Source organism: Limnobacter sp. (assembly GCF_036846585.1).
Taxonomy (GTDB): domain Bacteria; phylum Pseudomonadota; class Gammaproteobacteria; order Burkholderiales; family Burkholderiaceae_B; genus Limnobacter.
Map to the genome: position 1 here is coordinate 1 of NZ_DAIUBR010000062.1, position 2657 is coordinate 2657.

Consider the following 2657-nt stretch of genomic DNA (forward strand, 5'->3'; position numbering starts at 1 on the left):
ACCCTCCCCAACAGCAATACACGTGCAGCACTTCCTGCCATTGAACACATCGGTGTTGAATCAGCCAGTGTTCTGAAGCCGGGGCACGCTGCGCAATCCAATCAGCACACGCACTTCATCGTGCACGCGTTGAACCTGGATCTTGAAGCGGGAAACCGCGTTGGCATCATTGGGCCCACAGGTTCCGGTAAAACATCTGTGCTTAAACTGCTCGCCCGGCAACTTCAATGCGACCAAGGGCAAGTCCGCGTGAACCACCTTGCAGTTGACCACTACCACCCCAGCGAATTCAGCAGCAAAGTAGGCTATGCCACACAACCCCCCATGCTGATCAAAGGCACATTGCTGGACAACATCCGCTTCATGCGACCGCACATTGACACGGCCAACTGCTGGCAAATACTTGAAAAACTCGGCATGAAAGAATGGGTAGAACAACACCCTGACGGCATCCACATGCACATTGAAAACCAGGGCAGCAACCTGTCTTCCGGCCAAAAACAGGGTGTGTCAATTTGCAGGGCATTGGCCGGCAACCCAGAACTGATTTTGCTCGACGAACCCACCGTGTGTCTGGACCAGTTCATGGAAAACCGTCTTGTTCAATATCTTCAACAACTGCGCGAAAACACCATCCTCGTGTTTACCACACACAAACTGGGTTTGCTGGCCTGTGCAAATTCGCTGGTGCTGATGAACCAGGGACAAATTCGCGCACAGGGTCAGAAAGCCGAAGTGCTTCACGCCGCCAACGCCCTTGCAAAAAGCCGCGAGCGCAGCGCAGGGGCAAAGCCATGAACATCAAGTCTGCAGTAAAGCAGGTGGTCAACTGGACAATGGGTCGAACAGATGCACACCAGATGCCCGAAGAGGCCACACTGGATCAATCCCGTCTGTGGATTGAGCAACAGGTACTAACCAAAAGGCTGGTGCACTGCTGCGCAATCACTTTGCTTGGCTTGCTGGGCTGGTCAGCCATTGCAACTGTGCCGCAGGCCGCGCAAGGCGAAGCAAGGGTGGTGCCCTCGCAGCGTTTGCAGGTGATACAGGCCGTGGACGGCGGGGTGATCAACCAGGTGTTTGTGCGTGAAGGCGAACTGGTGAAAGCGGGCGACAAACTGGTACAAATTGACATCACCCGTTTTTCGTCAAGCCTGAAGGAAAAAGAAGCCATTGATGCATCGTTTCAGTTTCGTGAAGCCCGGCTACTGGCGCAATTGAACAACACCCAACTGACCCTGCCGGAGGATTTGATCAAACAATACCCGGACCTGTTTTTACAAGAATCGAAATTGCTGCAAAGCAAGCTGCAGGAATGGACAGCACAAACCCAGATTTACGAACAACAACTCGACCAGCGCCAACGCGAACTGGACGAAGCACAAAGCAATGCCGCTGCCGCAAAACGCAGCCTTGAAAGTTCGGAACAGGAACTGGCCAGCATGCGGCCATTGCTGAAAAGCGGCGCTGTATCACCTATCGAAATACTGCGCCTTGAACGTGAGTCATCCAAGGCACGCGGGGATTTTGAAGCAGGAAGCGCACAGACCAATCGCCTGTATTCCGCCATTCGGGAAGCACGACAAAAAATTGAAGAAATTCGTTTGAAGCAAATTAACGAAGCACGCACTGAATTGTCGGAAGTGAAAGCACGACTGGCCAGCCTGGAGCAAAACCAGATCGAATTAAGCGACCGGGTTAACCAGGCCACACTGAAAACCCCGGTGGACGGACTGGTCCAGCGAATTCTGTACAACACCCGGGGTGCCGTGGTTCCGGCAGGCAAAGAAGTAATTGAGATTGTTCCAATCGACGAACAACTGGTGTTTGAAACACGAATCAACCCCAAAGACGTGGCCTTCCTTCGACCCGCACAGCGCGCCACCATTCGGGTCACGGCATACGACCATGCCATTTATGGTGCGCTGGAAGGCAAAGTGGACAGCATTTCCGCAGACAGCTTGATCGACGAATTTGGTCGCCCTTATTTCAGCGTGAAAGTCACCGTGCCACGTCTGGAGGTGAACGAAAAAGTTCGCCTGATGCCGGGGATGGTTGCCAATGTCAGTATTGAAACTGAAGAACGAACTGTGTTGTCTTACCTTACGAAACCGGTTTTACGCGGCTCAATCGAAGCATTCACCGAGCAATAAACACACACCACTTAACTCCACAGAGTTAACTCTCGCCACGCCTGACCGAATCACCTGTTTGGCAGACAGTTGACTTGGAACCAAACTCGCGAATCGATCACTTATCAATGACATCGACCCCGAGGATTAGTATGAGCGAGAAGCCCCCCGTTGTGAATGCCCAAGAATGCGACCCAAGCACGCTGGGCTTGGCCAGAAAGCCAAGACCGGCCATGAAAAGAAAGCCACAAACAGAAGTTGTGGTTCAGCTGGGTCCTTTCACCGACGGCCAAATTACCGCACCGGAAATGGTTCGCCCCCTTGAAGGCCCCACCGAATGGCTGATCAAACCAAAAACCGGTGAAATTGTGCCGTTCGATTCAGGCACACCACCGGAAAAAGACGTGATCCGGAAATACATTACGGTGGGCGCGCAAGACAACGACGTTCCAGACGATCTTCCCAAGATCAGCGAGGGTTATGTTGTTGAGCGAGTAAGCCAGGATCCATTGCCCAGCATGGACG

3 protein-coding genes are annotated in these 2657 nt (G+C 53.0%); all 3 read left to right on the forward strand.

Features of this window, described 5'->3' with window-relative positions; translation table 11 throughout:
• Positions 1-798: ATP-binding cassette domain-containing protein (locus V7028_RS15265; RefSeq protein WP_334120942.1), on the forward strand; the 798-nt coding region annotated here is incomplete at its 5' end.
• On the forward strand, positions 795-2153 hold the full coding sequence (locus tag V7028_RS15270; RefSeq protein WP_334120943.1) for an HlyD family type I secretion periplasmic adaptor subunit: 1359 nt from the start codon (positions 795-797) through the stop codon (positions 2151-2153). The genes V7028_RS15265 and V7028_RS15270, both read left to right, overlap by 4 nt.
• A gap of 131 nt (positions 2154-2284) precedes the next feature.
• A partial coding sequence (locus tag V7028_RS15275) for a hypothetical protein (RefSeq protein ID WP_334120944.1) occupies positions 2285-2657 on the forward strand: 373 nt, incomplete at its 3' end.